We start from the raw sequence: 23,366 nt of genomic DNA, 5'->3' as shown, positions 1-23,366 counted from the left end.
GCATGTCCGGACGGCCCCCACGTTCCACAAGGGACATTCAGTCCATGCGGATCGTCACGTTCGCATCGCCCAGCACCGGCGTTCCGTAGATCAGATGCACGCGATTGTTCTGCCCGCCCTCGCGGACCGAGCAATAGGGCATCTGCCATTCGCTGACATTGGCGCTGTTGCGCAGCCGCGACATATGCGTGACCGCGTCCACCTCCTGTGCCCAGCCGTCGAACGGCAACTCACCGCCGGTCTCGACCACCCAGGTGTCGGAATGGCTGTTCTGGTCATGCCGCACGATCAGCGGGTTCTGCGATGCCTTCTCGATGTTGGCGTAGGTGTTGTTTGAAAAGGTGACCCGCTTCATGTTGCCGTATTCTAGATTGGCAAACGATGTATCCACCCGTTCGACCCGGTCGATCTTGCCCGAGGACGCCCGGAAGGTGTTGCCCGACACGTTGAACCCGTTGAGGAAATGCCCGGTGCCATAGGGCTTTACCACGATGTAGGAAAAGGTCGTCGCGACGTTCGAGCACAGGAACACGTTGTTGGTGATCGACAGGCCCGCAAACCCGAACCCGCCGGTGAAATCCGGCTCCGGCTCGCGCTCGTTGGTCCACTCGACAAAGCAGTTGTCGATGTAGTTGTGCGAGATCTGGCTGTTGCAGGCCCGCAGCGCCATCACGATGCCCGCGCTGCGAATGCCGTTCGACGCGGTGTCGCCCTGAAAGAAGTGGTTGCCGGTGATGATGTTCTGCGCGCCCGACGCGACAAGGAAATGCCGGAACTGCGACGCCCGGCAATCGCGGACCTTGACGTCGTTGGCGTTGACGTTGATCGCCACCGACCGGCGGTTCTGGGTCAGCTCTCCGCCCTCGTGGCTGATGAACTGGCAATGCTCGATCAGCATGCCCTGACAGCCCTCCCCGGGGCTCGAGATGCCGCGGAACTTCGGCCGGTTGAACACGCATTCGCGCACCACCATGATGGTGCCTTCCGGGGCCAGCAGGATGCCGTTCGCCTCGATCGAGCACTGAAACTCGATATCCTCGACCTGGAACACGTCGAGTCGGTCGAAGCCCGAAAAGTCGAGCATGTATTTGAACCGCGTGAAGGTGTAGGTCTGCGTCCCCGTGGCATCCGACAGGGGCTGCGACAGGGTCAGGTCTCCGGCCCCCACGTTGATCGACTTCACATAGATCTCGCGGCCCACACCCGCCCCCTCGACAAGGCTGCCGACCTTGATGTTGGCGATGTTGGTCACGTTGGTCAGGCGAAACTGGTTGGACGGCGAATAGCTGGCCTGGCTGGTGACGACCGTTTCGGTCCAGTCGCCCGTCTCGGTCGCCTGCAACTGCCCGTTCCGCAGCACCCGGCGCTGCGCATAGCTGGTGCGGTTGGCCACCGCCGCCTGCACATCGAGCGGCCCGGACAGCGTCACCCGACGCCCGCCCATGTCGAGACTTTCATGGTCGGCATCATTCATCAGCGCCTGCAACGCCTTCTTCAGCGCCACCTCTTCGTCGCCGAACGCGTCGATATAGGACGGCAGGCTGAAATTCTTGGTCAGCGACAGGCGGCGATTGCTGGGCATGCTGACCGTGCCCTCGAAGATCACCTCGCTGTTGAGAATGACATCCTCGGCCAGGAAATAGTTGCCCTGCGACACGAACAGCGTGCGCCCGCCGGTGACCTGATCGGCGGCGATGAAGGCCGCGCTGTCATCGGTCACGCCATCGCCCCGCGCGCCGTAATCGCGCACGTCCACATAGCCCAGCATCTCGCGCAGAAAGACCGAGGTGACATCCTCGATCACGATGTCATCGACCCGCAGCAGACCGCCCGACGCGCCGGTGAAATCCAGTCCGAAATGGCCGTAGGTGGGCGTGCGACCCCAGACCATGTCGACACCGCCGCGATTGCCCGACCCGATGATCGCGCTGACCTCGACGATCTGGCCATAGGTCGGGATCGCCACCTCGTCGGCCACCAGATCGATGCCGGTGACCGCGTTGCCGCTGCTGTTGCCGGCCCAAGCGGCGATCCGCACCGACGGCAGACTGCCCGAGATCGCCTTGACCCGCGCCGTCACCCGCAGGTAGCAACCCGGCTCGATCGGCACCTCGCCCATGTAACGGATCTTCTGGGTGGACGCGGTCTTGAGCAACTCAAGGCAGCCCGCGAAGTCCTGATCCGCCGCGACGAATGAGGCCGTGGCCGTGCTGGCATAGGTGTCCGAGCCGGGTGTGCCATCCCCGCTCGACCAGACGTTCAGCCCCTCCGAGAAGGGGGTCGGCATCAGCACCACGCCATCGGTTATCGCCTTGTTCATCGCTGTCCCTTTCCGCGTGCGCGACCCAACGGTGTGCAGGCCGCATTTCGCGACAAGGGGTAGCGGCAAGGGTCTTAACGCGGGCTTGGAGGGGCGCGCGTTGCGCCGCGTCAGGCCACCCGCGCGGGTCTCAGGCGGCGAAGCCCTGCTGGCGCAACAGTTGCACACCGTCGATCAGCCAGCCGCTGTCGGTCTCGATCATCTTGTAGGCCAGCACATGCACCCGGCCCGCCCGATCGGTGACGATGACATTCTGGAAAAGCGCGCCATCCTCGCGCCGCAGATCGCCGAAATCCACCTCCGACGGTGTCCAGACCATGGGATAGCCCTGCTCGACCATCACACCGAAGTTCTGCGGGGTCTGGAAGATACCCTTGATCATCGGGCTGGCGTAACCGAAGGCCGCATCGACATCGCGGTCGCGAAACGCCTGCATCTGGTTCGATATGGTGGCCTCGATCCCGGGGACCGGGGCCACGACATCCTGCGCCCAGACCGGCAGCGCAAGAAAAAGGGCAACGAAAGCGGCAAGGATACGGGCGGGCATGGGGCATCTCCTGTGTCAGCGAAAGACAAGGTAGCGCGCCCTTGCCATGCACAAAATCACGCAAGCGTGGGGCGAAAAGTTTCACCCGCCACCCGAAAGGCGCCCCTAGCCCAGTTCGCCGCGCAGACCGCGTTCGATCAGCTGCACCGTCTCGTCGATGCCATAAAGCGCGATGAACCCGCCAAAGCGCGGGCCTTGCGACGCGCCCAGCAGCACCTCGTAAAGCGCCTTGAACCAGTCGCGCAGCGGCTCGAACCCGTGCTCCTTGCCAACCGCAAAGACGAGGCTTTGCAGCGTCTCGTCATCCGTCGGCCCGTCATGCGCCTGCAACCGCGCCGCCAGATCGCGCAGCGCCGCATCTTCCCTTTCATCCGGTGCGCGGAACACCTTTCCGGGTTTGACGAAGTCGTGGAAATAGCGGATCGCAAAGCCCGCCGCCTGATCGAGGTCGGGATTGTGTTCGGGCGAGGCATCGGGCGCATAGCGCGCGATAAAGCCCCAAAGCGTTTCTTTGGTCTCTGCGCCCGATACTGACACCAGGTTCAGCAGCATCGAGAACGGCACCACCATGGTGGACGCCGGGACATCGCCGCCGTGAACATGCCAGACCGGGTTGGCGGCCTGCCCCTTGGCGTCCTGCCCCGGAAAGGCACGCAATTGCTGGTGATATTCGTCCACCGCCTTGGGAATCACGTCCCAGCTCAGCCGCTTGGCGGTCTTGGGCTTGAGGAACATGTAATAGGACAGGCTTTCGGTCGAGGCATAGGTCAGCCATTCGTCGATCGACAGCCCGTTGCCCTTCGACTTCGAGATTTTCTCACCGCCCTGATCGAGGAACAGCTCATAGGTGAAATGCTCGGGTTTCCTGCCGCCAAGGATCTCGCAGATGCGGTCGTAGATCGGCGTATTGGTGGAATGATCCTTGCCGTACATCTCGAAATCGACGCCCAGCGCCGCCCAGCGCGCGCCGAAATCGGGCTTCCATTGGAACTTCACGTTGCCGCCCGTCACTGGCAGCGTCCATTCGCGGCCATCCTCGTCGTCAAAGGTGATCTCGCCCTTGCCCGCATCCACATGCTTGATCGGCACATACAGCACGCGCCCGGTTTCGGGATGCATCGGCAAAAAGATCGAATAGGTCTGCCGCCGCTCTTCGCGTAGCGATTTCAGCATCACCGCCATGATGTCGTCATAGCGTTCGCAGGCCCGCAACAGCACCGCGTCGAACGCGCCCGACCGGTAGTATTCCGTGGCCGAGTAGAACTCGTACTCGAAGCCGAAGGTATCGAGAAACCGCCGCAGCATGGCGTTGTTGTGATCGCCAAAGCTGTCATGCGTGCCGAACGGGTCGGGCACCGAGGTCAGCGGCTTTTGCAGATGCTCTTTCAGCGCCTCCGGGTCGGGCACGTTGTCGGGCACCTTGCGCATCCCGTCGAGATCGTCCGAAAAACAGATCAGCCGCGTCGGCACGTCCGAGATCGCCTCGAAGGCGCGGCGGATCATTGTGGTCCGCGCGACCTCTCCGAAGGTGCCGATATGCGGCAGGCCCGAGGGGCCATAGCCGGTTTCGAACAGCACGTAATCCTTGCCGCTCTTGTCGGCCTCGTGACGTTTGAGCAGACGGCGTGCCTCTTCGAACGGCCAGGCCTTCGAATGCATCGCGGCATCGCGAAAATCGGACATCAGTCTTGCTCCTCGTCAGCGCGGCCGGAATTACCCCGGTGCGTCAAGCGCTGGTTCCTATTGCGGGGGCGGGGTGGGGTCAATATTCACCTAGAGACAGGCGGAACCCCACGAGGATCAAGAATGGCCAACAGCATCGAACACTCCATGTCCCCCCAGGACGCGCTTGTCGCGCTGATGGTGGCGGTTTCCGCCTCGGACGAAAACATCCGGACGTCGGAACTGGTGAAGATCCAGACCATCGTGAACACCCTGCCGGTTTTTCAGGACTACGACTCGGACCGGATAAAGACCGTTTCGCAAACCGTCTTCGACCTGTTCGACCAGGAAGACGGGCTGGACGCTTTGTTCGGCCTGATGCGTGATGCGCTGCCCGAACGCTTGCACGAAACCGCCTATGCGCTGTCCTGCGACGTGGCTGCCGCCGATGGCACCCTTTCGGATGCCGAACTGCGCCTCCTCGAGGAAGTCCGCTACGAGCTGAACATCGACCGCCTGCACGCCGCCGCCATCGAACGTGGCGCACGGGCGCGTCACCTGCGGGCCTGATCGCCGCGCGAATGGTACAATACCCTGCTTGCGCTATGGCGTGCGCGCCGTAGATTCGCGGCCATGGATCGCCAGGCCCCCCTTGTCAGCCCCGTCCTGATCGCGGGCTGCATCATCATCCTCGTGTCGTTTGCGATCCGGGCCAGCTTTGGCGTCTTCCAGATCCCCATCGCGGCCGAGTTTGGCTGGCTGCGCACCGAGTTCTCTCTTGCCATCGCGATCCAGAACCTCGCCTGGGGCATCGGTCAGCCACTGTTCGGGGCCTTCGCGGAAAAGCTGGGCGACCGGCGCGCCATCGTGCTGGGGGCTGTGCTCTATGCGATCGGGCTGGTGCTGTCGTCCTATGCCACCACACCCGAGACCCTTCAGGCGCTGGAGGTGCTGGTCGGCTTCGGCATCGCGGGTACCGGCTTCGGCGTGATCCTCGCGGTGGTGGGCCGCGCTGCGTCCGACAGGCACCGGTCGATGTCGCTGGCCATCGCCACCGCCGCCGGTAGCGCGGGCCAGGTGTTCGGCGCGCCGCTGGCCGAATGGATGCTGGGGTTTTTGGCCTGGCAGACGGTGTTTCTGGTCTTCGCAGCAATGATCCTGTGCGTCCTGGCCTTTCTGCCGATGATCCGCGCCCCCGAAGCCTCGCGCACCGAGCTTGAGGAGACCATGGGCCAGATCCTGGGCCGGGCCTTTCGCGATCCGTCCTTTTCGCTGATCTTCATCGGCTTTTTCTCTTGCGGGTATCAACTGGCCTTCGTCACCGCGCATTTTCCCGCGCTGGTGACAGAAATGTGCGGCCCGATCCTGCAGGGCGGCGTGCTGCATGCCATCGGCATCACCACGACCTCGGCGCTGGGGGCGGTGGCGATTTCGCTCATCGGGCTGGCCAATATCGCGGGCACCCTGACCGCGGGCTGGCTTGGCAATCACTTTCCCAAGAAATACCTGCTGGCGGGCATCTATGTGGGGCGCACCATCGCGGCGGCGGCCTTCATCATGCTGCCGATCACGCCGACCACGGTCATCGTCTTCTCGGTGGTGATGGGGTCGCTGTGGCTCGCGACGGTGCCGCTGACCTCGGGGCTGATCGCGCATATCTACGGGCTGCGCTACATGGGCACGCTCTATGGTATCGTCTTCTTCAGCCATCAGCTTGGCAGCTTCATCGGGGTCTGGCTGGGCGGGCGGATGTATGACCTGACAGGCGATTACACCATGGTCTGGTGGGTCGGTGTCGGGGTCGGCGCGCTGTCGGCCATCGTGCATCTGCCGGTGCGCGAAAGCCGCCGCCCGGTCATCACTCCGGCGGGCTGAGCCGGGCCTCGGCCATCAGCCGCACCAGCGCCGTGCCCAGTGCCTGCGGATGGGTGAAGGGCAGGCCGTGATCGGCATCCTCGATTACCTCCTGGCGCGCATCGCGATTCCACTGCGACAACTGCCCCGGTCCGCTCAGCGGGATCACCCGGTCCGCCCCGCCCCAGACCGCCAGCACCGGCACACGGGACCGGGCAAGCGTCTGGTGCAGGTGCTGCGCGGGCTTGCGCAGCGAATGGCGCAAGCTCGACAGCACCGCGGGCACGAAGCCCCGGCGCCCGAGTTCGGCGTGCTGTATCGCGCGGATGTCGTCGGGGGCGTCGCTGTCCGCGATACCTCTGGCATGCACCTCGGGGAAGGCCAGCTTGAACAGCCAGTCGCCGATCCACGGCCACTCGACACAGAAGCGTTGCAGCCGCGTCGACACCGTCCCCATGCCCGCCGGGGCCACCAGGGCGACCTGCCGGAAGCGGCCCGGCTCTTCTGCGGCCATGGCGGTGACGATGACACCCCCCATGGAATAGCCGACCAGCGTTACATCCGCGTCCAGCCCGTAATGGTCCAGCACATCGCGCAACTGCTGCACGAAAAAGCGCGGGCTCTGCTGGCCTTTCGGTGCATCGGAATACCCGCGCCCGTAGAGGTCATAGACCAGAACCCGGAACCCGGCCCGGTCAAGTTCGGGCGCCAGCCCGTGCCAGGCGGGCGACGGCGTGGTCAGCCCGTGCACACAAACCGCGACCGGCCCCCGTGCCCGCCCCAACCACTGGCAATGGGTGTCGCCCTGGCTCAGCGTCACGATCTCGCCCGGGGCACCGGCGCGCGCGGCATCGTCCATCGACTGCCGCCGGTGTTCGAGGATCGCCGGGATAGTGGCCAGACATCCCCCGACGACCAGCAGAAACCAGATCATCCCGCCCGCCACGCATCGAGGATGTAGCGCGCGCACATCAGGTCCAGATGCGCGCCGCCGCCGTTCTTGAGGAGGGTGATGTCATCCTCGGCGCGGGTGAAGGCCGAGGGCGAATAGTAATCCGCCAGCACGTCGTCGCGCGCGATCACCCCGGCCTCCAGCGGAATCTTCAACTCGCCGATATGGCCCAGCGTGGTCTCGAAGCTGTCAACGAAGATCCGCGCGCGCCGCAGCGCCGCATCGTCCACTTCGCGCATGTCCGGGCGGTAGGCCCCGATCAGATCGAGGTGCTGGCCGGGTTGCAGCCAGTCGCCCCGGATCACAGGTGCGGTCGCCATCGTCGCCGACGCGATGATATCGGCCCGCGCGACCGCCGCTTCGAGGTCGGTGGCCACGCGCAGGCCCGGGACCTCGGCGGCCATTTCCTCGGCCCGGGCGGCAGAGCGGTTCCAGAGCGTGAAGCGCGCCCCGGGAAAGCCCGCGCCATAGGCCTCGATCAATGACCGCGCCACCGTGCCCGCCCCCACGATCAGGATGTCGCGGCTGTCGGGGCGCGCCAGTTTCAGCGCGCCGAACAGGCTGTCTCCGGCGGTTTTCCACTTGGTCACGAGGTGAAAGTCGATCAGCGCCTCAAGCGTGCCGTCGCCGTCCGACATCAGGTTGACCGCACCGTTCACCGCCGGTTTACCCGCTTCGGCATTGCCCGGAAAGATCGTCGCCGCCTTGACCGCGATTCCCAGCCCGTCGATCCAGGCGGCGCGGTTCAGCAGCGTGTCACCGCCGCGATAAAGAAACGTATCGGCGATCTCGGCGCGGGGCAGTCGATGCCCGGCCTCGAAAGCGGCGCACAATCCCAGCCAGTCGAGCCGCGCCTCGCCTTCGGCAAATGGAATGACCAGCGGTGTTGTCATCGGGCATCCTCCGGATCGAGCAATCCCTCGCGGACCAGCCTGTTCGCGAAGGCGGCGGGGCCGTCGAACAGATGCGTCTGCCAGCCCCGTGCATCGGCCGCCGCGATGTTTTCCGCACGATCATCGGTGAACAGCAGCGCCCCGGGCGCGATACCGCAAGCGTCCTCGACCGCAGCGTAGATCGCCGCGTCGGGCTTGGCCATCTTCATGTGCCCCGAGATATAGCTTTGATCGAACTCGGCCAGGAAGGGCCATTCCCTGAGCCCCACCTCGAAGGTTCCGACACCGAAATTCGACAGCGCGAAACACGGCACACCGCCTTTGCGCAGCGCCCGCAACAGACGCAGCGAATGCGGGATCTCGGGCCCCGCGATCCGGTGCCAGTCATCGTGCCAGAGCCGGATCTCGTCGGACCAGTCGGGATGCGCCGCCGCGGCCGCATAGACCGTCGCGCGAAAGTCGTGCCCGAGGTCGATCAGCGCATTGGTGTGATGCAGGTCGACCTCGGCAAACAGGCGTTCGCGACGGTCCTGGCCGATCCGCGCATCGAAGTAGCGCTCGGGCTGCCACTCGATCAGCACGTTGCCGATGTCGAACACGACCGCCTGTATCGTCATTGCGCCCCCTCCCGCAGCGCCGTACGCATCTCGCGCTCGAGCGCGTCCAGAAACCGCGCGCGGTCGGCCTTTGAAAAGGGCCGCCCGCCCCCCTGTCGGAACGGATCGGCGGCGCGCAGGTCGGCCATCAGGTCGCGCTGTGCCAGTCGCGGGCCGATATTGGCCTCGGTATAGGCCTCGCCGTTATGCGACAGCACCCGCGCGCCCGAGGCCACGGCGCGCGCCGCCAGCGGAATGTCCCCGGTGACCACCACATCGCCCCGCGTCGCGCGGTCGGCGATCCACATGTCGGCGATGTCGGGACCATCGGGCACGATCACCACATCGACCAGCGGATTGCGCGACATCCGCAAACCGCCGTTCGACACCAGCTTCATCGCGACCTTGTGGCGCGTCGCCACCCGTTCGGCCTCGTCCTTGACCGGGCAGGCATCGGCATCGACGTAAAGCACCGTCACCGATACAGCGCCTCGGCGTGGAAGGCGACATGGTCTTCCATGAAGGTCGAGATGAAGAAGTAGCTGTGGTCATAACCCTTTCGCATGCGAAAGGTCCCGTCCTGCCTGCGCGCGGCCATCGCCCCGGCCAGAGCCTCTGGCATCAGCAGGTCGAGGAAGGCGTCATCGGTGCCCTGATCGATCAGCACCGGCCCGTCAAAGCCCCGTTCGCGCATCAGAAGTGTCGCGTCATGCGCCTGCCATGCGGCCTTGTCGTCGCCCAGATAGGCGCTGAACTGTTTCCTGCCCCAGTCGCTTTCGGTTGGATGTGCGATGGGCGCAAAAGCCGACACCGACCGGAAGCGGCCCGGATGCTGCATCGCGATGGTCAGCGCGCCGTGCCCGCCCATGGAATGACCGCAGATCGCCTGCCGCTCCATGTCGAGCGCGAAGTTGCGACCCAGAAGCGTCGGCAGCTCGTCGGTGATATAGTCCCACATCCGGTAATGCGCGGACCAGGGGGCCTGCGTCGCGTTGACGTAGAACCCGGCGCCCTGGCCCAGATCGAAGGCCTCGTCATCGGCCACGTCCTCGCCCCGGGGCGAGGTGTCGGGGAAACACAGCGCGATGCCCTGCTCGGCGGCCCAAGCCTGCGCGCTTGCCTTGGTCATGGCGTTCTCGTGGGTGCAAGTCAGGCCCGACAGATACCACAGCAGCGGCACCGGGGCCTCGGCGGACTCTTCGGGCAGAAAGAGGCCGAAGGTCATGTCGCCGCCGCAGGCCTTTGACGCATGGGAATAGACGCCTTGCATGCCCTCGTAGCACCGGTTCTCGGATTTCGTGTCCATCGCGTCACTCCTCTTTGCTTCGGCCCAAGGGCTAGCGTGACGGGGCGGCGGGCGGCAAGGACATTCAGCCCGAGACCCAGGCGATCCACGCCGACACGGTCAGGATGCTGGCCGCCGTCGAGATCAGGATCGACGCCGAGACCCGCTGCGGCGAGGTGCCGTAATGCTGCGCCAGGATGAACACGTTGCCCGCCACCGGCAACGACGCCGCCGAGACCGCGACGATGGCGGCATAGGGCTCGACCGGGAAGATCAGCAGCGCCGCCACGGCGACCAGCAGCGGATGCAGGATCAGCTTGGCAAAGCTGAGCCATCCCGCGATCACCAGCCGCTCGGCGGATTTCGACGCCAGCGAGGCCCCGATGGCAAACAGCGCGCCGGGCGTCGCGGCATTGCCGAGCACCGCCATGAACTCGTTGACCGGCCCCGGCAGCCCCAGCCCCGACGCCGCGACGCAAAGCCCCAGCGTGATCGACACGATCATCGGGTTGCGCAGCAGCCCCAGGCCGATGGTGCGCAGCACGCCGATGCTCATGCGCCCGTCGCGCGACCCCTCGATCAGGATTACCAGCGCCGAGGAGAACACAATGAGGTCGATGGACAGGATCAGGATGATCGGCCCCACCGCCGCCTCGCCCAAAAGCAGCGCCAGCATGGGCACGCCCAGAAAACCGGTGTTGCCGATGGCCGCGCATTGCGCCTCGATGGCCGCCGTCTCGACCTTGGCGCCGCGCCAGAACGCCACCAGCAGCGCAATCCCGTAGACGAAGGCGGTGCCCCACAGATAGGCCACCGCAAGCCAGGCGTCGAAAATCTCGGCGATGGACAGGTTCGCCGAGAACCGGAACAACATCGCCGAGAGCGCGAAGTAGAACACGAACCTGGTCAGGGCAGCGCTGGCCGCTTCGGTGAAAAAACGCGTCCTCGCCGCCCCGTAGCCAAGCCCGATCAGCGCGAAGAACGGCAGTGTCTTGAGGAAGATGGCCAGCATCCGCTCTTTCTGGGCGCTCAGGCCAACGGGGTCAATCGCGGGTTGCGACTTCGCCCGAAGCGGTGTCGCTGAAAACCGTCATGACCCGGTCCAGAGCCTTCTTGCGCTTGGCCGCCCGGGGCACCGTCGCGTCATCGGACGGATAGCCGACGGGCAGGATCATCACCGGCTTTTCCCGTTCCGGGCGGTTGCACAGCGCGTTGAGGAATTTCATCGGATTGGGCGTGTGCTCAAGGCAGACCAGACCGGCGTGATGGATCGCCGTGATCAACATGCCCGTGGCGATGCCGACGCTTTCGGGCACGTAGTAGTTCTTGTGGCGCGTGCCGTCCGCATCGACGCCCCAACGCTCGGCGAAGACCGCGATCAGCCAGGGTGCGGTCGTCAGGTGCGGCTTGTCGACACCGGTGCCGATGGGTTCCAGCGCCTGCAGCCAGGCATCCCCGGCACCGCCATCATAGAACTGCCTCTCTTCGTCCTCGGCGCCTGCGCGGATGCGGGCCTTCATCGCCGGATCGCTGATCGCCACGAAGTGCCAGGGCTGGCGGTTGGCCCCGGACGGCGCGGATGCCGCGGCCTCGATGCAGGCGGTGATCACCGCACCCGGCACCGACCGGTCGGAATAGTCCCGCACCGAATGGCGCTTCTTCATGTAGTCGCGAAAGGCTTCTGCCGCCGCGATGGCCTTGCCGGGGGGCAACTGCACCCGATCCGGCAAGGGCAGCGGCATGTAGGCAGGCGGGTCGGGGCGGGGCATGGGGTGATCTCCTCTCGTGCGGAACGAGACCACCCGCACCCGCCAGCGTCAACAAGCCTCAGCCAGAGCCGATCAGCGCACCGGCGGCAAAGACCAGCGCACCACCCAGAACGACCTGGAAGGCCGCGCGCAGAAACGGCGTCTCCATGAACTTGTTCTGGATCCAGGCTATCGCCCATAGCTCGACGAAGACGACGATGATCGCGGTGATTGTCGCGATCTGGAAATTCGGGATCAGGTAGGGCAGCGCGTGCCCCAGCCCGCCCACGGTCGTCATCACCCCCGACGAGATACCCCGCTTGACCGGAGAGCCGCGACCCGACAACTCGCCATCGTCCGACGCGGCCTCGGTAAAGCCCATCGAGATACCCGCGCCGACGCTTGCGGCCAGACCCACAAGGAAGGTGGTCCAGGTGTCCTGGGTGGCAAACGCCGTGGCAAAGATCGGTGCCAGCGTCGACACCGACCCGTCCATCAGCCCCGCCAGCCCCGGCTGGATCCAGGTCAGAAGAAACTGCCGCTTGGCCCCGTCATCCTCGGCGGCGCGGGCGTCGTCCGGCAGGTGCTCCTGCTCGAGCGTGTCGGCCTTGACCTGATGGCCCGCCTCGGCGGCCGCAAGATCGCCCAGAAGCTTGCGGGTATCGGCGTCCTGCGTGCGGCTGGCGGCCTCGTGGTAGAACCGCTCGGCGTCCCGCTCCATCTGGCGCGCCTCGGAGCGGATACGCTCGAGCCCGAGGTTTTCCACCAGCCAGACCGGGCGGCGGGCGTAAAATCCCGCGACGTGTTCGCGCCGGATCAGGGGAATGACCTCGCCAAAGCGTTTTCGGTGCAGCTCGATCAGCGCCTGGCGGTGCCCGTCTTCCTCTTGTGCCATGCCATCGAACACCCGCGCCGTGCCCGGATAATCCGCGCGCAGGGTTTCGGCGTACATCCGGTAGATGCGACCGTCGTCTTCCTCGGACGAGATCGCTAGCGCGAGGATTTCCTGCTCGGACAGGTCGGAAAAGCGGCGGCGGTTGGGAATGAAGCGCATGACGGCCCTCATGTTTTAGAACGATTCTAATTTAAGCCATCGGCGTGCGGCTGCAAGCCCGATAATTCACAAAAATAAACTGAGTGGTTCAAATTAGTATTGCAAAATGAACTGAACGGTTTAGATTGAAGAGTGTGAAAACAAGGAGACATATCATGCGCTTCGTTCTTCCCCTGATCCTGACCGCAACCCTGGCCAGCGCCGTCAGCGCCGGTATTGCCGCCCCGCAGCTTCCCAACCTCTGGTTCCCCGAGACCGGCACCCCGACGGTGCCGCAACCCGACGTCACACCCGCACAGACCCGATGATCGCCCGGTGCTGATTGTGGAAACCGGGCAGCACGGCATATACTCCCCTCCATACCGCGGGGAGAAATCATGGACGCGTCGGTCGACAAGATCCGCAAGGGTCGGAAATACGAACAGGTGATCGATGGCGCGCGTGACGTGTTCCTGCGCGACGGATTCGACGGCGCGAGCGTGGACGATATCGCGCGCGCCGCCGGAGTGTCGAAGGCGACGCTTTATTCGTACTTTCCCGACAAGCAGCTTCTGTTCATGGAGGTCGCGCGCAAGCAGTGCCAGGAACAGGCGGACGAGGCGATCATGCATCTCGACCGGTCGCTGGACACCGAGGACCTGTTCGTCAATGCCGGCAAGGCCTTTCTCGATATCGCGTTCTCGCCCATGGCGATCGAGAATTTCCGCATGTGCGTGTCCGAAGCCACCCGCTTTCCGGACCTCGCCGAGGAATTCTGGCGCTGCGGCCCGCTGAGATTTCGCGACGGCATCTTCATCCTGTTCGACCTGGCCATTGCCCGGGGGGATATCGCGATCCCCGAGGCGCAGCGTGAACGGGCGGCCTACCAGTTCGGGGACCTGTGCAAGTCCGGCCTGCACATGCCGCGCCTGTTCAACATCCGCGGCAGCGTCAGCGAAGACGAAAAGCTTCAGAACGCCCGGGAGGCCACGCAGGTCTTCATGGCGCGATATGGCGTCCGGCGCTAAGACGCTTGCCCGCGACGGCAGCGCCGGGCGCTGCGATTTCCGCCTGAAATCTGGCCGGGTCCTGGCCCGGGTCTGACCGGGGGTTGACCGGGGGCTGACCGGGCGCGCGGTCAGTCCAGGCGTCGCACAAGCATCTGGTTGCCCGACGACCGCTTGGTCTCGAACACCTTGAGGTCCGAGATCAGGTCCGACAGCTTGCGTTTGCCATAGGTGCGGGTGTCGAAATCCGGGTTCGAGGCCGTCAGGTACTGACCCAGCTGGCCCAGCGTATACCATTCGTCGTCCTGCTCGATCGCGTCCATCGCATTGAAGATCAGGTTGCGGGCCTCTTCCAGATTGCCGCGCGCCACCGGTTCGCGGGCACCGCCTTTGGCCGCCTCTGCAACTCCGCCGATATTTTCAAGGTAGATGAACCGCTTGCAGGCCTTGCGGAAGGCATCGGGGGTTTTCTGCATGCCCATGCCGTAGACCTCGAGCCCCTGTTCGCGCAGACGCGAGGCAAGGCGCGTGAAGTCGCTGTCCGAGGAGACCAGGACAAAGCCGTCAAACCGGCCCGAATGCATCAGGTCCATCCCGTCGATCACCAGCGCGATATCCGACGCGTTCTTGCCGACGGTATTGGCGGGCTGATGGTGCGGCACGAGGCCAAGCTCTGCCGCGACCTTGGACCAGCCGGTCATGTGGTGGCTGGAAAAATCGCCGTACAGCCTGCGCACTGCGGCCTCGCCCAATGTCGCGATTTCCTCGAACAGGGCGCGGGCGTATTTCGGCGACGTGTTGTCGGCGTCGATCAACACCGCCAGAAGGGTCGAACGCTCGGAATTTGCCATGGGGTCTTATCCTTTCTCGCTGGGTTGTCGGGCGTGGTTGGCAGAGGCCGCATACCGCATCACCCGCACAGGATAAGACACGGCGTGCGGGCAGGTCGCGCCCGGATACGCCTGAGGCAGTCGACCCGCGATGTCAAACCCTGTGCCGCCATACAGCGCTTTGGCGGTCGGGCCATGGTCGCGCCGGGATGCGCCCCGGGGACGCCTTGCACGGTGGCGCGGGCAGGTGCCCTTGGGTGCCTCATACGCACAGGTTGCCAGCGCGCGCAGGCTCATTCATCGCTTCGGTAATTCTCGTGGCACGCCCGACAGGACCTGGCGAATTGCCCGAAGCTTGCACGCAGCGCCTCCGACCCCGTGGTATCCAGCTCCTCGGCAGCGATGCGCATTGCTTCGGACTTGTCCTCGAAATCCTTCCAGTCGCGCCAGATATCCGGCATGGCCTCGGATTTCGGGTCGTCGGCCCTGGGCTCGAAATGTTCCGGGATGAGCCGGGCATGATCGACCAGCGCGGCCTTGATTTCGGCTGCCAGAGCGGCGTCGAAATCAACGCGCCCCTTGACCATGCCCCCGAGGACCGCGGTGTCTTCCTTGATGTCCGTCATCAGCGCCATACGCTTGACCACGACGGGGTCTTTGACGCCTTCATGCGCCGCAAGCGCGGTGGCAAGGCCCAGCCCCGCGATCAGACCGATCGAACGGTATGTCATGTCAACTCCTGCCTGTCGTATCATGGACCACGGGCATCCCCCTTTCCAACCGCAGGTCCCGGATCAAATCCGGGACCTCGGCGCAGCCCTCAGAACGTGACGACGGCGCGGATCGATTTGCCCTCATGCATCAGATCGAAGCCATGATTGATCTCGTCGAGGGACAGCACATGGGTGATCATCGGGTCGATCTCGATCTTGCCGTCCATATACCAGTCCACGATCTTTGGCACATCCGTGCGCCCCCTGGCGCCGCCGAAAGCCGTGCCCTTCCAGACCCGGCCCGTGACCAGCTGGAACGGCCGGGTCGAAATCTCGGCCCCGGCGGGCGCCACGCCGATGATGATCGACTGCCCCCAGCCGCGATGCGTGCATTCCAGCGCATCGCGCATCACCTGCACGTTGCCGGTGGCATCGAAGGAATAATCCACCCCGCCGATCTGGTCGAAATCCGTCTTGGTGAGGGTGACGATCTCGTCCACCACCGAGCCCTGGATTTCCTTGGGGTTGACGAAATGCGTCATGCCGAAATGCTCGGCCATCGGTTTCTTGGCGTTGTTGACGTCGACCCCGATGATCTTGTCCGCACCCGCAAGCCGCAGGCCCTGGATCACGTTCAACCCGATCCCGCCCAGCCCGAAGACCGCCGCCGTCGATCCGATCTCGACGCCCGCGGTGTTGATCACCGCGCCGATGCCCGTGGTCACGCCGCAGCCGATATAGCAGATCTTGTCGAACGGCGCGTCCTGCCGGACCTTGGCCAGCGCGATCTCGGGCAGGACGGTGTGATTGGCGAAGGTCGAGCAGCCCATGTAGTGATGGATCGGCGTGCCATCCAGCATCGAAAAGCGCGTCGTGCCGTCGGGCATCAGGCCCTTGCCCTGCGTCGCGCGGATACGGGTGCAGAGGTTGGTCTTGCCCGACAGGCACGACGCGCATTCGCGGCATTCGGGCGTGTAAAGCGGGATGACGTGATCGCCCGGCTTGAGGCTGGTGACACCCGCGCCCACCTCCATCACCACGCCCGCGCCTTCATGGCCCAGAATCGCCGGAAAGATGCCCTCGGGATCGGCACCCGAGCGGGTGAATTCGTCCGTATGGCAGATGCCGGTTGCCTTGATCTCGACCAGAACCTCGCCCGCCTTGGGACCGTCGAGGTTCACATCCATCACTTCAAGCGGTTTGCCGGCCTCGAGCGCCACGGCTGCACGGGTTTTCATCATCTTCCTCCGGGTTGTCGCGGTTTCGCACGAGGGTGGCCGAGGCCACTTCCGGACGCAATGTCTTTCGCGACATCCGCGCGGGCAGACTCGACTCCGCGCAGACCGAAAGATAGAACAAATAGCGAACAAAAAGCTGCTGCCCGCATGCCCAACCGACGCATCCTTTCCCTCTGGTTTCCCCGGCTGGGGGCCGAACGGCTGATCCGCCAAGACCCGCTTCTGGGCGATCTGCCGTTTGCCACCGTGCGCGATCTTGGCAATGCGCAGGTGCTGGGGGCGCTGTCGCTGCGGGCCAGCGCCGCGGGGCTCTATCCCGGCCAGCCGCTGCGCGACGCCCATGCCGCCACCGCCGATCTGCTGACCCGGCTGGCCAATCCGCACCGCGAGGCGGCGTTCCTGGGGGTGCTGCACCGCTGGGCGGGCAAGTTTTCACCCTGGGTCGCGCGCGAGGAGCCGGACGCGCTGGTGATCGACCTGACCGGCTGCGCGCATCTGTTCGGCGGCGAGGCGGCGCTGCTCGACCAGGTTTCGCTCGATTGCACCGATCTGGGGCTCAGCGTGCGGGCGGGTATCGCCGACACGCTGGGCGCGGCCTGGGCGCTGGCGCGCTATGGCGAGGCCGAGGCCGGATCGCACCGCAGCGGCGACGCCGTCGATCAGGAAGCCCGCGCGACGCGGTCCCGGGCGGGCAAGCGGCGGCATTGGGAACGCGGTGGCGTGCCCCCTTCCATCGCCACCGCCGAGGCCCGCAGCGCCCGCATCGCGCCCCCCGGCAAGACCTATGGCGCCTTGGCCCCGCTGCCGGTGACCGCCCTGCGGCTGGCCGACGAGACGGTCGATCAGCTTGCGCGGCTGGGGCTCAGGCGCATCGGCGATCTTGCGGGCCAGCCCCGGGCCAGCCTCGCGCGGCGCTTTGGCAAGGGGCTGGTCTACCGGCTCGATCAGGCGATGGGGGCCGCGCCCGAACCGATCAGCCCCGCCGCGCCGCCCGACCGCTTCTCGGTCCGGCTGAGCCTGCCTGACCCGATCGGGCGCGAGGACGACCTTCTGGCGGGGCTCGACCGGATGCTGCCCCGGCTTTGCGATACGCTGCGCAAGAAGGGACGCGGCGCGCGACAGTTGCGCCTCGAGGCCTATCGCGCGGACCAGTCGATGCAATGGCTGAACGTCGGCCTCGCCCGGGCCAGCCACGATCCCGAACGGCTGCGCCCGCTGCTGGCGATGAAACTGTCCGAGATCGATGCGGGCTTCGGCATCGACATGCTGCGGCTCGAGGCGACGATGCACGAACCGATCCACGCCCGCGACCCGGTGGGCCATGCCGAGGCAGGCCGCGTCGTGGCTGCGCGCCTGTCGGGCCAGACCGCGCTTGACGATCTGGTCGGGCGGCTGGGCGCGCGGCTGGGCCTCGAGGCGATCACCCGGCGGCACCCGGCGCAAAGCCATATCCCCGAGAAATCCGCCCTGACACTGGCCGCCGCCTGGTCCGAACCGGCCAGCGAATGGCCTCGCGCCCCGGTGCCGCGCCCGCTGCTGCTGTGGCGGCCCGAACCGGTCCATGCGGCAGATCACCCCGACCCGCCCGCGCGGTTTCGCTGGCGCGGGCGGGATTTCACCGCTACGGGCGCGGAAGGGCCGGAACGGATCGCGCCGGAATGGTGGCTGGAAGAGCCCGACTGGCGATCAGGTCAGCGCGATTACTGGCGGGTCGATACCGACAGGGGTGACCGTCTCTGGCTGTACTATGCGCATGGCGGCGCGCTGTCCTCGGGCTGGTTCTGCCACGGGAGCTTTGCCTGAGGGCAAGAAGCCGCCCCCGGGCCACGGGAATGCATAATCTTGATCAAGATTATGCAGCCGCAGAAATTTAGCTAAATTTCTGCGGCCCCCGGCTCAGCCTTCGCCGAGTTTCGGCGCGGCCTTGTCCAGCACCAGCGCCGCATCCGAAAACCGAAACGGCGCGCGCACGCCCGGCAGACCCTCGGGGGCGATCTGCATACCGCGCGCCTGCACCTGCGGATCGGCCATGACCTCGGCCATGTCGTTGATCGGCCCGGCAGGAACGCCCTCGGCCTCGCAGGCCGCCAGCAGATCGACCTTGGAAAAGGTCAGCGTTGCCGCTGTCAGCCGCGCGGTCATGTCGTCCCGATGCGCAACACGGTCGGAATTTTTTAAAAATTCCGGGGCCTCGGCCATCTCGGGCAGCCCCAGAAGACCGCAGAGCCGCCGGTACTGCCCGTCATTCCCCGTTGCGATGATGATATGGCCATCCTTCACCTCGAACACCTGATAGGGTGTCAGGTTCGGATGATAATTGCCGGTCCGCCCCGGCGGCGTGCCGGTCGACAGGTAGTTCAGCGCCTGATTGGCGGTCGCGGCCACCGCGCAATCCAGCAGCGCCATGTCGATATGCTGGCCCTTGCCGGTCCGATGCCGCTGTTCCAGCGCCGACAGGATGCCGACGACAGAATATAACCCCGTAAACAGGTCGGTGACCGCCACGCCCGCGCGCTGCGGCTGACCATCGGGATCGCCGGTAATCGACATCAGCCCCGACATGCCCTGGATGATGTAATCGTAGCCCGCCCGATGCGCATAGGGCCCGTCCTGCCCGAACCCGGTGATCGAGCAATAGATCAGCCGCGGATTGATCGCCGACAGGCTGTCGTAGTCGGCCCCGTAACGTGCCAGACCGCCGACCTTGAAATTCTCGATCAGGATGTCCGCATCGGCCACCAGGTCGCGCAGCCGCGCCTGCCCCTCTGCTGTGCGCAGATCGACCACGACCGAGGTCTTGCCGCGATTGCAGGAATGGAAATAGGCCGCGGACCGGTCGCCGTCGCGGTCGATGAAGGGCGGTCCCCACTGGCGGGTGTCGTCGCCTGCCTCCGCCTCGACCTTGATCACCTCGGCCCCGAGATCGGCCAGTGTCTGACCGGCCCAGGGGCCGGCCAGGATGCGTGCAAGCTCGATCACCTTCAAGCCATGAAGCGGCCCGCGCGGTGCAGAGACGGTCATTGGTCCGCGAGTTTCTCGTCGAGGATCTCTGCGAAGTCGCCGTAGTTCATGTTGGAATACAGCTCCCCGTCGATCACGAAAGACGGGGTCGAGCGGACCTCGTCCTGCTCGGCATTGGTCTGATACCATTCGACCAGGGCGCGCAGCTGGTCACCGTCGGTCAAGCAGGCCTCAAGCTCGTCGTTGCCCAGTCCCGCAACCCGCCCGATCTTGCGCAGGCCTTCGGCAATAGCGGCGTCCGATCCCGCCCGCGCCCATTCGGACTGGGTTTCGTAGATCATGTCGGTGATGCCGAAGAAGCGGTCCTGATTGCCGCCGCAGCGCGCCACCAGCGACGCCCACATGCCATATTTGTCAAAATAGACCTCACGATAGGTAAACTTGACCAAGCCGGGATCGATGTAGTTTTCCTTGAGCTGGTCCAGCACCGACGCGTGGAAGCTGGCGCAGTGCGGGCAGGTATAGGAGGCGTATTCGATCACCTCGACGGGTGCATCCGCGTCCCCGAGGGTCATCTCCATGACCGGTGCGCTGGTGCCGTCACCGACATCGGCACTGGCATCGCCATCGCCGCCGGTTTCCTGCGCCAGGGCGGCCCCCGGAAGTGTCATCGTGTCCTCGCCACCTGCGCCGGAATTTTGCAGCGCGAACCAGCCGCCAAGGCCCAGAACCGCGGCCAGGGCCGTCGCGGAAATCATGCGTGTCATCAAAGCTACCTTCTTCATGCTCTACTCGTGGTCAGGGCCTCAGCCCCGTTGTTTTTCTCTGGACAGGACGTTGGTCGCCATGCGTTCAAGTGCAAACCTGAGGCCATCGTCGCTGACCCCGTGCGCGGTTTTGCGCGCCTCGGCGACGATTTCGGGCCGCGGCGCGGCGGGTGCCGTCTTGGGCGCGGGCGCGAATGCCACCTGGCCCTCGGAAAAGCCGGTGGGGGCGGTCTGCGTGATACGGACGCGCTGGATCGCATTATAGCCGTAGATCTGGTTCACCCGGTCGCGGATCTGTTCCTTCTGCATCTCGAGCATGGGGGCGTGTGCGCCGGTGGTCAGCAACACCAGCGTCGCGCCAAGCCCGCCGCGTCCATAGCTGACCTCGACCGGACGCGCGATGCGCGCGGTGTCTTCGCCCGCGATCTCGGTCCAGTGGGTCAGCACCCGCGATTCGGCAAAACCGCGCTTTTCCGAGGCCTGACGGATCCGCCCCTTGAGCAAACCCGATGCCTGCGCGAACCCGCGTGTCGTGCCTTGCTGTCGTCTCATGCTTGGAACTCCTGCCCTGGCTCTATATTAGGGTTCAGCGCCGCAAGCGCCACCCCGAGACCACCCTCTTCGATCAAAGGACGTTGATCCGTGCGTGACGCCGCCGATCCTGCCCAGCTGCTTGACTGGTACGACCGCCATGCCCGCACCATGCCTTGGCGCGTGGGACCGCAGGCGCGACGGGCGGGCACGCGTCCCGACCCCTATCGCATCTGGCTGTCCGAGGTGATGCTGCAGCAGACCACCGTCGCCGCGGTGATATCCTATTTCGAGACGTTCACCGCGCGCTGGCCCGACGTTCGGGCGCTGGCCGCCGCGCGGGACGAGGACGTCATGGCCGCCTGGGCCGGGCTTGGCTATTACGCGCGGGCACGCAACCTGCTGAAATGCGCGCGCGCGGTGGTGGCCGATCACGGCGGCATGTTTCCGGACAGCTACGCGGGCCTTCTGAGCCTGCCCGGCATCGGCCCCTATACCGCCGCGGCGATCGCGGCGATCGCACATGATGAACCCGCCACCGTGGTCGATGGCAATGTCGAACGGGTCATGGCGCGGCTGCACGATGAACACACGCCCCTGCCGCAGGCCAAACCCATCCTGACCGCGCAGGCCGCCGCACTGACCCCGGCCAGGCGGGCGGGCGATTACGCCCAGGCGGTAATGGATCTGGGGGCGACGATTTGCACGCCGAAAAAACCCGCCTGCGGCCTGTGCCCCTGGCGGCCGTCCTGCGCGGCCTGGGCGGCGGGGACGCAATCGGACCTGCCGCGAAAGTCCCCGAAAAAGAAAAAGCCCGTGCGCCACGGTATCGCCTATCTCGCGCGGCGTGTGGACGGCGCGTGGCTTCTGGAACGACGCCCAGACAGCGGGTTGCTGGGGGGCATGCTGGGCTGGCCCGGGACCGACTGGATCGACGTCACCCAGGGCAGTGCCGAAGAGGCGCCGCCGATTCGCGCCGAATGGAAAACGCTGCCCGAAGAGGCGCGCCATACCTTCACCCACTTTCATCTGCGTCTGACCCTGAAGACAGCCCTTGTCCCGATGGAGCGACGTCCCGTCCGCGGCATCTTCGTGCCGCGCACGGACTTCCGCCCGGCGGACTTGCCGACGCTGATGCGCAAGGCCATTGACCTTGCGGCACCGCGCTGATCTGCCCTCTGGCCGCCCCGGCGTGGCGGGCATAGACTTCGCGCAAATTCCGCTCCGGAGCCGTTGCATGGGCGATCAAGACCTGTCCTCCCCCACCATTCTGCCTGCCGCCAGGGTCGCGCGCCTGTCCGCGGCGCTGCCGTTCTGGCTGTCGCTGGGCCTGCTGCCGGTGCTGTGGCTGGGTGCTGTCAAGGGCGGCTGGTGGATCGCGCTGACGCCGCTGATGACCTGGTACCTGTTCACCGCGCTCGATGCCGCGTTCGGACTGAACACCGAAAACGCCGACCTTGAGACCACCGACAGCCAGCTGTTCTGGTACCGACTTGTCACGTTGATCTGGGCACCGCTGCAGATTGCCACGCTGCTGGGGTTGTTGATCTACACCCGCGATGCGGCGCATCTGGGCACCGCCGAGAAGATCTGGCTGTTCTTCGGGATGGGCGTCATCTCGGGCACGGTGGGCATCACCTACAGCCACGAACTGATGCATCAGAAGAACAAGTGGGAGCGGCGGCTGGGCGATCTGCTGCTGGCGTCGGTGTTCTATTCGCATTTCCGGTCCGAGCATCTGCTGGTCCATCACCGCTACGTCGCCACCCCCCGCGACCCGGTCACCGCGCGCTACAACGAGGGCTTTCACCGCTTCTATCCCCGGGTCCTGGTGCGCAGCCTGATCTCGTCCTTTCTGGCCGAACGCGACATGCTGGCGCGCAAGGGTTTGCCCTGGACCCATCACCGCAACCCGTTCTGGATCTATTGGGGGCTCGAGGGCGCTTTCCTGCTCCTGGCCTTCGCCATTGGCGGCTGGGCCGGTCTGGGCCTGTTTCTGGTGCAGGCGGGCGTCGCGATCTGGCAGCTTGAACTGGTCAACTACATCGAACACTACGGGCTGACGCGCAAACACCTGGGCGACGGCAAGTACGAACACGTCAAACCGCGCCACAGCTGGAACGCGGCGCACAGGGCGTCGAACTGGCTGCTGATCAACCTGCAGCGCCATTCGGACCACCATTACAAGCCGGACCGGCGCTTTCCGTTGCTGCAGAACTACGATGCCGACGAGGCCCCGCAGCTGCCCTTCGGCTATCCGGTGATGACCATGGCCGCGATGGTGCCGCCGCTGTGGAAACGGGTGATGAACCCGCGCGTCCGCGCATGGCGCAAGCACTTCTACCCCGAAATCACCGACTGGTCGGACTACAACAAGCACCGGACCCCGCGCCCGCGATAAGGCGTGGCCCCGGCAAGGCGTTGCCCCG

24 protein-coding genes are annotated in these 23,366 nt (G+C 65.5%); 7 read left to right on the top strand and 17 right to left on the bottom strand.

Going from position 1 to position 23,366, the window contains the following annotated elements; genetic code table 11:
* Window positions 1-37: 37 nt before the first annotated feature.
* The 3 genes from ACXYMN_RS06365 to ACXYMN_RS06355 all read right to left on the bottom strand — a co-directional run bounded on the left by ACXYMN_RS06365 (window position 38) and on the right by ACXYMN_RS06355 (window position 4,550).
* Complete coding sequence (locus ACXYMN_RS06365) at window positions 38-2,320, bottom strand: glycosyl hydrolase family 28-related protein (RefSeq protein ID WP_459012667.1); 2,283 nt, start codon at window positions 2,318-2,320, stop codon at window positions 38-40.
* Between the two features lie 130 nt (window positions 2,321-2,450).
* Window positions 2,451-2,867, bottom strand: coding sequence for a DUF4864 domain-containing protein (locus ACXYMN_RS06360; RefSeq protein WP_459012666.1), 417 nt, complete (start codon window positions 2,865-2,867; stop codon window positions 2,451-2,453).
* Between the two features lie 105 nt (window positions 2,868-2,972).
* A complete protein-coding gene (locus ACXYMN_RS06355) occupies window positions 2,973-4,550 on the bottom strand; it encodes a lysine--tRNA ligase (protein WP_459012665.1) in 1,578 nt (525 codons plus the stop codon).
* Window positions 4,551-4,673: 123 nt separating this feature from the next.
* Between ACXYMN_RS06355 and ACXYMN_RS06350 the strand changes: the two genes are divergently transcribed.
* Together ACXYMN_RS06350 and ACXYMN_RS06345 are read left to right on the top strand one after the other, a co-directional pair.
* Window positions 4,674-5,099, top strand: a complete 426-nt coding sequence (locus tag ACXYMN_RS06350) for a tellurite resistance TerB family protein (RefSeq protein WP_459012664.1) — start codon at window positions 4,674-4,676, stop codon at window positions 5,097-5,099.
* Window positions 5,100-5,162: 63 nt separating this feature from the next.
* Window positions 5,163-6,404, top strand: a complete 1,242-nt coding sequence (locus ACXYMN_RS06345; protein WP_459012663.1) for an MFS transporter — start codon at window positions 5,163-5,165, stop codon at window positions 6,402-6,404.
* Here ACXYMN_RS06345 and ACXYMN_RS06340 read toward each other — a convergent pair.
* From ACXYMN_RS06340 to mbfA, 8 genes are all read right to left on the bottom strand, one after another.
* Window positions 6,388-7,317: an alpha/beta fold hydrolase gene (locus ACXYMN_RS06340; RefSeq protein WP_459012662.1), complete on the bottom strand. Its 930-nt coding sequence runs from the start codon at window positions 7,315-7,317 to the stop codon at window positions 6,388-6,390. The two genes, ACXYMN_RS06345 and ACXYMN_RS06340, sit on opposite strands and share 17 nt — an antisense overlap.
* Window positions 7,314-8,228, bottom strand: a complete 915-nt coding sequence (locus ACXYMN_RS06335) for an ornithine cyclodeaminase family protein (protein ID WP_459012661.1) — start codon at window positions 8,226-8,228, stop codon at window positions 7,314-7,316. Before ACXYMN_RS06335 ends, ACXYMN_RS06340 begins: the two co-directional genes overlap by 4 nt.
* Entirely contained in the window at window positions 8,225-8,845 is a 621-nt protein-coding gene (locus ACXYMN_RS06330) for an HAD family hydrolase (RefSeq protein ID WP_459012660.1), read from the bottom strand. Before ACXYMN_RS06330 ends, ACXYMN_RS06335 begins: the two co-directional genes overlap by 4 nt.
* Window positions 8,842-9,303 (bottom strand): YaiI/YqxD family protein, encoded by a 462-nt coding sequence (locus ACXYMN_RS06325; protein ID WP_459012659.1) that lies wholly within the window; start codon window positions 9,301-9,303, stop codon window positions 8,842-8,844. Before ACXYMN_RS06325 ends, ACXYMN_RS06330 begins: the two co-directional genes overlap by 4 nt.
* Window positions 9,300-10,130: an S-formylglutathione hydrolase gene (gene fghA, locus ACXYMN_RS06320; protein ID WP_459012658.1), complete on the bottom strand. Its 831-nt coding sequence runs from the start codon at window positions 10,128-10,130 to the stop codon at window positions 9,300-9,302. The genes ACXYMN_RS06325 and fghA overlap by 4 nt, the downstream gene beginning before the upstream one ends.
* 64 nt (window positions 10,131-10,194) lie before the next feature.
* Window positions 10,195-11,121: an AEC family transporter gene (locus ACXYMN_RS06315; protein ID WP_459012657.1), complete on the bottom strand. Its 927-nt coding sequence runs from the start codon at window positions 11,119-11,121 to the stop codon at window positions 10,195-10,197.
* A 31-nt stretch (window positions 11,122-11,152) separates the two neighbouring features.
* The gene (locus ACXYMN_RS06310; protein WP_459012656.1) at window positions 11,153-11,878 is read right to left on the bottom strand and encodes a nitroreductase family protein; all 726 of its coding nucleotides are present in this window, start codon (window positions 11,876-11,878) and stop codon (window positions 11,153-11,155) included.
* A gap of 58 nt (window positions 11,879-11,936) precedes the next feature.
* Window positions 11,937-12,911, bottom strand: coding sequence for an iron exporter MbfA (gene mbfA / locus ACXYMN_RS06305; protein ID WP_459012655.1), 975 nt, complete (start codon window positions 12,909-12,911; stop codon window positions 11,937-11,939).
* Between the two features lie 155 nt (window positions 12,912-13,066).
* Between mbfA and ACXYMN_RS06300 the strand changes: the two genes are divergently transcribed.
* Together ACXYMN_RS06300 and ACXYMN_RS06295 are read left to right on the top strand one after the other, a co-directional pair.
* On the top strand, window positions 13,067-13,219 hold the full coding sequence (locus ACXYMN_RS06300; protein ID WP_459012654.1) for a hypothetical protein: 153 nt from the start codon (window positions 13,067-13,069) through the stop codon (window positions 13,217-13,219).
* A 69-nt stretch (window positions 13,220-13,288) separates the two neighbouring features.
* Entirely contained in the window at window positions 13,289-13,918 is a 630-nt protein-coding gene (locus ACXYMN_RS06295; protein WP_459012653.1) for a TetR/AcrR family transcriptional regulator, read from the top strand.
* Between the two features lie 110 nt (window positions 13,919-14,028).
* Here the strand turns inward: ACXYMN_RS06295 and ACXYMN_RS06290 are convergent, their stop codons facing one another.
* The 3 genes from ACXYMN_RS06290 to ACXYMN_RS06280 form a co-directional block, all read right to left on the bottom strand.
* Window positions 14,029-14,748, bottom strand: coding sequence for an NYN domain-containing protein (locus tag ACXYMN_RS06290; RefSeq protein WP_459012652.1), 720 nt, complete (start codon window positions 14,746-14,748; stop codon window positions 14,029-14,031).
* A 272-nt stretch (window positions 14,749-15,020) separates the two neighbouring features.
* Complete coding sequence (locus ACXYMN_RS06285; protein WP_459012651.1) at window positions 15,021-15,458, bottom strand: c-type cytochrome; 438 nt, start codon at window positions 15,456-15,458, stop codon at window positions 15,021-15,023.
* 89 nt (window positions 15,459-15,547) lie between these two features.
* Window positions 15,548-16,678, bottom strand: coding sequence for an S-(hydroxymethyl)glutathione dehydrogenase/class III alcohol dehydrogenase (locus ACXYMN_RS06280; protein ID WP_459012650.1), 1,131 nt, complete (start codon window positions 16,676-16,678; stop codon window positions 15,548-15,550).
* A gap of 147 nt (window positions 16,679-16,825) precedes the next feature.
* On the opposite strand from ACXYMN_RS06280, the gene ACXYMN_RS06275 reads away from it, so the two are divergent.
* Window positions 16,826-18,481: a Y-family DNA polymerase gene (locus tag ACXYMN_RS06275; protein ID WP_459012648.1), complete on the top strand. Its 1,656-nt coding sequence runs from the start codon at window positions 16,826-16,828 to the stop codon at window positions 18,479-18,481.
* 93 nt (window positions 18,482-18,574) lie between these two features.
* Here the strand turns inward: ACXYMN_RS06275 and ACXYMN_RS06270 are convergent, their stop codons facing one another.
* The 3 genes from ACXYMN_RS06270 to ACXYMN_RS06260 are packed head-to-tail and all read right to left on the bottom strand — an operon-like array spanning window position 18,575 to window position 20,958.
* Window positions 18,575-19,699: a CaiB/BaiF CoA transferase family protein gene (locus tag ACXYMN_RS06270; RefSeq protein ID WP_459012647.1), complete on the bottom strand. Its 1,125-nt coding sequence runs from the start codon at window positions 19,697-19,699 to the stop codon at window positions 18,575-18,577.
* Window positions 19,696-20,406: a DsbA family protein gene (locus ACXYMN_RS06265; protein WP_459012646.1), complete on the bottom strand. Its 711-nt coding sequence runs from the start codon at window positions 20,404-20,406 to the stop codon at window positions 19,696-19,698. Before ACXYMN_RS06265 ends, ACXYMN_RS06270 begins: the two co-directional genes overlap by 4 nt.
* 39 nt (window positions 20,407-20,445) lie before the next feature.
* On the bottom strand, window positions 20,446-20,958 hold the full coding sequence (locus ACXYMN_RS06260) for a DUF721 domain-containing protein (protein ID WP_459012645.1): 513 nt from the start codon (window positions 20,956-20,958) through the stop codon (window positions 20,446-20,448).
* A gap of 90 nt (window positions 20,959-21,048) precedes the next feature.
* On the opposite strand from ACXYMN_RS06260, the gene mutY reads away from it, so the two are divergent.
* Window positions 21,049-22,107 carry an A/G-specific adenine glycosylase gene (mutY, locus tag ACXYMN_RS06255; protein WP_459012644.1) on the top strand — a complete coding sequence of 353 codons (1,059 nt, stop codon included), beginning with the start codon at window positions 21,049-21,051 and terminating at the stop codon, window positions 22,105-22,107.
* Window positions 22,108-22,174: 67 nt separating this feature from the next.
* Window positions 22,175-23,338, top strand: coding sequence for an alkane 1-monooxygenase (locus tag ACXYMN_RS06250; RefSeq protein WP_459012643.1), 1,164 nt, complete (start codon window positions 22,175-22,177; stop codon window positions 23,336-23,338).
* The last annotated feature ends 28 nt before the right edge of the window (window positions 23,339-23,366 follow it).

The organism is Roseivivax sp. CAU 1753, assembly GCF_054482575.1.
Note: the sequence above shows the minus strand (reverse complement) of the source record. Positions and strands in the feature narration are given on the sequence as shown.